The organism is Bacillus sp. OK048, assembly GCF_900103525.1.
GTDB lineage: Bacteria > Bacillota > Bacilli > Bacillales > Cytobacillaceae > Neobacillus.
In genome coordinates this window covers 335,985-342,102 of record NZ_FNHN01000005.1, presented here as the reverse complement: position 1 = coordinate 342,102, position 6,118 = coordinate 335,985, and the positions used below count along the sequence as shown (strand labels likewise).

The following is a 6,118-nucleotide window of genomic DNA, read 5'->3' as shown; positions in this document are numbered from 1 at the left end:
CTCAAGATTCGCTCGACTTGCATGTATTAGGCACGCCGCCAGCGTTCGTCCTGAGCCAGGATCAAACTCTCCAAGAAAGTTGATATAGCTCATTTTGTTACGTTGGCTTAGCTTTTATAAAAAGCTAAAAAATTGTTTGTTGACGTTCTTGTTTGTTTAGTTTTCAAAGAACAATGCGACCACTTTGAGCTGTATTCGAATCTCAAAAGCGACCTTTATAATTTAGCATATCCTGCAACTGGGTGTCAACAACTTTTTTAAATTCTTTTTTTCGTTGTTAGACTCTCTCGGAGAGGACAAGAATTAATATAACATGATTAAATAATGTTTGCAATATAATTTTCAAAGTTTTTTCAGATTCATTATTTTTTGGTCACTTCCTTCTATAAAAGAATAAACAGTCTCTAACCGTCAATTGATAAAATCAAACTGCGATTCGCTCATAAAATTAACAATTCATGTATATGTAATTATAGAGGAACTTAAATAAAGCCCTGAATAATTAGGCTCACCTAATTATTAAAATTAACTCTATTTTTATCGATGATTTAATTAAGGAACATTTTTTTAGAGTAGGGTTGTCGTATAATAGTAAGGATCGATGCATCAAGGTATCATAAACATACTGTAATGGACGTGAATTCATGGAGAATATTGATTACGATATATTAATTAAGCTTGGAATATCAGCCATTTTTGGACTTATCATTGGACTTGAACGCGAATTAAAAAGAAAGCCTGTTGGATTAAAAACAAGTCTTGTCATTTCTGTTGTAAGTTGTCTATTAACAATTGTCTCCATAGAATCTGCTTATATGTTTCCAGATTCTGATCATGTAAAGATCACTATGGATCCCCTTCGTCTCGCAGCACAAATTGTTTCAGGAATCGGGTTTTTAGGTGCAGGTGTAATCCTTAGAAGAGGAAACGATAGTATTTCTGGATTAACAACAGCTGCTATGATTTGGGGAGCAGCAGGAATTGGAATTGCTGTTGGAGCAGGTTTTTTTATTGAGGCATTTGCAGGAGTAACTTTACTTATTATTAGCGTGGAATTAGTTCCTTATGTAATGAAGTTTATTGGTCCAAAGCAATTACGCGAAAAGGAAATTAGTCTTCAATTATTCTTTCGCGATAAAATCCAAATTGAAAAAGCAATTTCATTTATTATGGATAAAAAGTACATTATTCGCAGGATCCGTATAAAGGATTTAGATAATGGCGACCATCTCGTTCAAATATTAATTGCAGTCGATTATCGTGAAAAAACAACCGACGTGTATGATGCAGTTTCTAATATGGATGGAGTTCAAAAGGTTGAAATAGAAAGCATGGGCGGCTAATCGCCTTTTGTCAGAAAAAAAATAAAAAATACTCTTGCAAGATCGGTATGAGACAGCTATAATTTTTCTTGTAGCATATACGGGGGCTTAGCTCAGCTGGGAGAGCGCTTGCATGGCATGCAAGAGGTCGTCGGTTCGATCCCGATAGTCTCCATACTTAAAAGAACCCTTGCTAGCAAGGGTTCTTTCTATTTTATCATTTGTTTTTCTCTTGCCTGTGTTTCACTCCACTTTTTACACCTTCCGTTTTATTCCTTCGTTCTCCTTTTAATGAATGCCCTTTTTGTGAAGCTCCAGTAGGTTTCCTTGTACTAAATTTCTTGTGTCCGCCTTCGTTTACTTCCTTTTTATCAGTTAAATTACGGCTTTTTAGCTTACTATGATTTTTCTTTACCTGTTTCTTCGAGATATCTGAATTGTTCTTTCCCTTGCCTTCTCCATTACCTATGTTTTGTTTTGGAATCGTAATGTTAAGCTCTTTTTCAATCATATCAAGGGTTGGACGGTCATCCGTGGAATAGAATGTAATCGCTAGACCCTTGGTACCTGCTCTTCCCGTCCTTCCAATTCGATGGACAAAACTCTCAGCATCTTGTGGGATATCATAGTTAAATACATGTGTCACACCTTCAACATCAAGACCTCTCGCAGCGACATCTGTTGCGATTAACAATTGAATTTCTCCATCTCTAAATCGTTTCATTACTTGCTCTCTTTTTGCTTGTGATAAATCACCATGAAGTTCATCACATAAAAATTTATGAGATCTTAGAACCTCATATAACTTAGAAACTCTCCGTTTTGTCCTACAAAAGATAACGGCCATATATGGTCGATGCGTTTCAACCAATTGGATCAATGTGGCTTGCTTCGCTCGATCAATCGTATGAATGGCAAGTAATTTAACATTTTCAGCAGGACCCTGTGTTTTTTCAACTTGGATATATTCAGGTTTACGCATATGTTTATTGGCTAACACTCTTATTTCCTCTGGCATCGTCGCAGAAAATAGCATCGTCTGCCGAGTCTTAGGCGTTTCCTTGATGATGTCTTCAACTTCTTTCAAAAAGCCTATATGGAGCATTTGATCCGCTTCATCAAGAACAAGAAATGATACTTCAGATAGCTGAACAGTACCTCTTCCAATATGGTCTAACAATCTCCCTGGCGTGCCGACAACAATCTGAACATTTTTCTTTAGTTTTTTTAACTGTTTATCGACATCTTGCCCTCCATAAACTGCTAGTACATCAACACCGTCCATATCATTGGTCAATTTTTGGAACTCATCTGTAATTTGCAAAGCCAATTCTCTGGTTGGAGTAACAATGAGGGCCTGCACATGAGCAGCAAGAGGATTTACTTTTTCTAAAATTGGTAATAGGAAGGCCAACGTCTTTCCTGTCCCTGTTTGCGCCTGTGCAATGACATCTTTTCCACCCATTACAAATGGTATTGCCTTTTCTTGAATAGGTGTTGGTTTTGCTATACCGGATTTCATTAATTTATTTACGATCGATTCAGTAATTCCTAATGATTTAAAATCAGGCAAAAAAATCCCTACTTTCTCTATCTCTACAATAATTTTGTCTTATTAATATTGAGTGTTTAACACCGAAATAGCAAATATTTTTTTACAAAAAAAAAGACCTTATCGATATGATAAGATCTTAACTACTTTTAAGCTGTAACAGTTGCTTTTACCCAATGATTTACAATCGGTATTCCTGCATCCTTTAAGGTTCTGAAAACAGGGCAGCGTAAATCAACGGCTTTTTGCAACTCTTCAATACGCTCATCAGGCTCTGATGTTTCTAAAAATGCTTTCACCGTGACATTTTGGAAGTAAGGTTTTACTGATAAATCACCCATTAACCCCGCTACATCTAAATTTCCTTCAGCCTCAAAAGAAATCCCTTGGAGGTCAAACTTCATTTCTTTTGAAATTAATTGAGCCATAACATTTTCGCAGCCAATGAGTGAGGCTAAAAGTGTAGACATTGGATCAATTGCAGAATCTTTACCTCCAAATGATACGGGTTCATCAATTGCAATTGCATGTTTTCCTGCAATTAAATCTGTCCGCATTACAGTACCTTTTCCTTCTACTTTTACATTCATCATATGTCCCATACTATTACCTTCCTCCGTTTATACTAAAATCGTTTCTCTCAATTTTTTTGCAGCAGAAGACATCGCTTTTAATTTTTCAAAGGCAATTTCATCACTATTCATTGGCCGTTGCGCAAATGTTCCAAATCCACAATCAGGGTTTAAAAAGATTTTGTCATCCGCTAAGAACTTTCTTACTTCCTGTACACGTTCTATGATTTCCTCCACCGTTTCAACTGTTTCAGTTCGTGGATTAACAACACCAAATCCAAGTTCTTTGCCGCCAAAATCTTTTATTGCTTCAATCTCTCCGGCTCGTGGTGTAGCATATTCAAGGATTAATTGGTCGACATTCACATTTGAGAAATATGGAACCAATGGATAATATGGGCCTTTTAATAATACTTCATCTTGAGTGCTCCAATTGCCGCGGCAAACATGGACACCAATTTTTGTCCCTCTGCCTACCATTCCATCAGTAACCTGATTCATCAGGTCTAAGGCGAATGCAATTTCTTCCTCTGTATCAGCTTTGGCAGTCAATGCCCCGCACATAAAAGTCCGATTTGCATTTTTTTGAGTAAAAACAAGCTCAGTCAAAACTGGCTCATCAAATTGTACGAATTCTACACCTGCAGCGATTAAATCCTCTAATTCTTCTCTTAAAACACTTACAATGTCTACTGCCAAATCTTCTTTTGTTGGGTAAGCATCTTTCGATAATCCTTCCACCCACATTGACCTGGTTAAGAGGTATGGACCGGGAAGAGTAACTTTCACCGCTTTGTCCGTATGCTTTTTAAGAAATAAAAAGTCATTTAGTGCAAGTGGCTTTTTTCGGCTAATCTTCCCAGTTGCCGCTGGATTTGACATCGAAAATGCAGGTACATCTAACGTTCCAAGAATCTCTTCAAAGCTTGCTTTATCCTCTATATAATCTAAAAGTTCGGATACCATCAGCATTTTAACATTATTTAAATGCTCTGCAACAAATGAGATATAGTTATCCCTCCGTTGTTCTCCATCAGAAACAATATCGATTCCAGCATCCTCCTGCCATTTTAAGCAGTGTAAGACAGCCTGATCTGCAATAGACTCAAACTCTACTTCACTAATTCTTCCAGCACGTTTATCACGCATTGCCCGTTTTACTTCAGTTGATCTTGGCCAACTGCCAATAACAGTGGTAGGGAATTGGGGTAAATTCACAGTTTTTCCTCCCTCTTAAAATACTATTGAATGCTTAATATCAATCGTTATAAGTTGATGAAGAGTTTGATAGATAGGTGACCTAGCAACCGTATTACACCATAATTCTTCGAGTAAGTCTTCTGCTTCCGGTGACGATACATAAAAGGTCCCAGAAATTCGGTTCATTTTCGGACTTCCTTCTTCATCTAACTCCATGTGAAATAAGACGTTCTCTAAACCGCCTTTTAATATGAGTTCTACATGATCAATCTCGATATTTTTACGTGACGCTTGCGCCTTGTAACCTACAGTCAAACAAGCCGCTAACGATGCAAGCAAATAATCAATGGCGCTCGGGGCATTTACCTTTGGACTGAAGTCAGCGGGCTGACCTGCAATAAAAGTATGGTTTCTTGAATAGATTTTTGCAGTTAAATCCTTGTCTCCTCGTGCACGTACACTCCATTCATAGCCCTTTGCTGCTTGTAAATCATTTTCTAGTTCCGCCTGTGTTGAACCTTTTCTAATAAAATAGCGAATGGTATTATCACCAGGTTCTGAACCAAGAAACTCATGGTCAACCATCCTACACCAGGCAGGAAGATCTTCCGCAACACTTCTCTCTCTGCTGCGCACTTCAAGAATCTGACCATTTAGCAGGGGATCCATTGACTTTTTAATAATCAACAGCAGCCCCGAACCACAATCTAAATCCCCACCGTCACAGACAGCATGTGCATTCTCCATATTCCACACCCTGCTTAATAGGTAATAGAAGCTGCACCAAGGCTAAGGAACTCTACTAATTTCGCTCCACCGACTATGGTTGCACCTTCAACAAGGTTTTCTTCATCCAATTCTCTTTTCTTATAACAAGGGCTGCAAACCCAAAGTGTTCCGCCTGCTTCAACGAAGTTATCCATTAATTGTTTTAAAGGTGCGAATCCTGCCTCGTGAATATCATCGGCATATCCTTTTGATGCTAAGTAAGCGCCTTCAACATTAAGAAAAACAACCGTTTCCTGTCCTGAAGCAACTGCAGCATTTGCTACAACAAAACCAACTGTTGCTTTATCAGGATCGTTCTTTGCATTTGTTAAACTAACTAAAAATTTTCCAGCCATTTTAAATTCCTCCATAAATTTATTTTTTTTGCGGACTCTTTTCTCTTTGGAACAAAATGTAATAAGAAAACAGTCTATGTAAAAGACTAAATCAGCCTTTTTCAATATAGTAATAACTGATTTTCCCTAAATCCTTGCGATCCAGCAGGTTGTGCTTTTGCATTCTGCACCAAGCAGGCAGGTCCTCCCTGGCACCCGGATCATAGGAAATAACCTCGATAATTTGCCCGCTGTTCAACTTTTTCATGGTCAAAAACAGGTTCATAATCAACTCACCACACCCTGTTGGTCCTGCATCATAAATATGATCTGGTACATATTGGAGTGACATTCCCTACAACTCCCATC

The 6,118-nt window shown here is 37.9% G+C and carries 7 protein-coding genes, 1 tRNA gene and 1 rRNA gene; 2 read left to right on the top strand and 7 right to left on the bottom strand.

Annotated features, from left to right (window positions below; all coding sequences use genetic code 11):
- Positions 1-77, bottom strand: a 16S ribosomal RNA gene (locus BLR86_RS12135); the annotation flags it as partial.
- Positions 78-644: 567 nt separating this feature from the next.
- Here BLR86_RS12135 and BLR86_RS12130 point away from each other — a divergent pair.
- Entirely contained in the window at positions 645-1,343 is a 699-nt protein-coding gene (locus BLR86_RS12130; RefSeq protein WP_090761705.1) for an MgtC/SapB family protein, read from the top strand.
- 81 nt (positions 1,344-1,424) lie between these two features.
- Positions 1,425-1,497 (top strand) — tRNA-Ala (locus BLR86_RS12125).
- A 42-nt stretch (positions 1,498-1,539) separates the two neighbouring features.
- Here BLR86_RS12125 and BLR86_RS12120 read toward each other — a convergent pair.
- From BLR86_RS12120 to BLR86_RS12095, 6 genes are all read right to left on the bottom strand, one after another.
- Entirely contained in the window at positions 1,540-2,895 is a 1,356-nt protein-coding gene (locus BLR86_RS12120; protein WP_090761703.1) for a DEAD/DEAH box helicase, read from the bottom strand.
- Between the two features lie 128 nt (positions 2,896-3,023).
- On the bottom strand, positions 3,024-3,467 hold the full coding sequence (locus BLR86_RS12115) for an OsmC family protein (protein ID WP_368086781.1): 444 nt from the start codon (positions 3,465-3,467) through the stop codon (positions 3,024-3,026).
- 27 nt (positions 3,468-3,494) lie between these two features.
- Positions 3,495-4,664, bottom strand: a complete 1,170-nt coding sequence (locus tag BLR86_RS12110) for a cobalamin-independent methionine synthase II family protein (RefSeq protein WP_090761699.1) — start codon at positions 4,662-4,664, stop codon at positions 3,495-3,497.
- 15 nt (positions 4,665-4,679) lie between these two features.
- Positions 4,680-5,393: a sulfurtransferase TusA family protein gene (locus tag BLR86_RS12105; protein ID WP_090761697.1), complete on the bottom strand. Its 714-nt coding sequence runs from the start codon at positions 5,391-5,393 to the stop codon at positions 4,680-4,682.
- 14 nt (positions 5,394-5,407) lie between these two features.
- Positions 5,408-5,770, bottom strand: a complete 363-nt coding sequence (locus tag BLR86_RS12100) for a DsrE family protein (RefSeq protein ID WP_090761696.1) — start codon at positions 5,768-5,770, stop codon at positions 5,408-5,410.
- Positions 5,771-5,861: 91 nt separating this feature from the next.
- On the bottom strand, positions 5,862-6,101 hold the full coding sequence (locus BLR86_RS12095) for a sulfurtransferase TusA family protein (RefSeq protein WP_090761694.1): 240 nt from the start codon (positions 6,099-6,101) through the stop codon (positions 5,862-5,864).
- Positions 6,102-6,118 lie beyond the last annotated feature (17 nt).

What these genes read in the sequence shown, in the direction of transcription:
- BLR86_RS12130 (WP_090761705.1), top strand. Translation starts at nt 645, where the DNA reads ATGGAGAATATTGATTACGATATATTAATTAAGCTTGGAATATCAGCC.
- BLR86_RS12115 (WP_368086781.1), bottom strand. Translation starts at nt 3,467, where the DNA reads ATGATGAATGTAAAAGTAGAAGGAAAAGGTACTGTAATGCGGACAGAT.
- BLR86_RS12105 (WP_090761697.1), bottom strand. Translation starts at nt 5,393, where the DNA reads ATGGAGAATGCACATGCTGTCTGTGACGGTGGGGATTTAGATTGTGGT.
- BLR86_RS12100 (WP_090761696.1), bottom strand. Translation starts at nt 5,770, where the DNA reads ATGGCTGGAAAATTTTTAGTTAGTTTAACAAATGCAAAGAACGATCCT.
- BLR86_RS12095 (WP_090761694.1), bottom strand. Translation starts at nt 6,101, where the DNA reads ATGTCACTCCAATATGTACCAGATCATATTTATGATGCAGGACCAACA.